1 pseudogene is annotated in these 267 nt (G+C 69.7%); it reads left to right on the forward strand.

The window, feature by feature from the left end:
- Positions 1–267: pseudogene (locus AC1RPK_RS07740) on the forward strand (hypothetical protein); the annotation flags it as partial.

The following is a 267-nucleotide window of genomic DNA, read 5'->3' on the forward strand; positions in this document are numbered from 1 at the left end:
GGCTGGTGCCGCAAAGCGCCGAGCAGGTGAAGCTCGACGCGGCGGCGGAGAAGGGCGGCAGCCGTGCGCGGCCGATTCTCGCGAGCCTGCGGCCGAAGGACCTGAGCGTCGAAAGCATGCGCAGCCTGCGCACCGCGATGCAGTTCGCGATGATGGACGCGGAGAACCGCGTGATCGTGCTGACCGGCCCGACGCCGGGCATCGGCAAGAGCTTCCTGACGGTCAACCTCGCGGTGCTGCTTGCGCATTCGGGCAAGCGCGTGCTGC

Source organism: Dellaglioa sp. CoH-55-MRSF-6 (assembly GCF_056782215.1).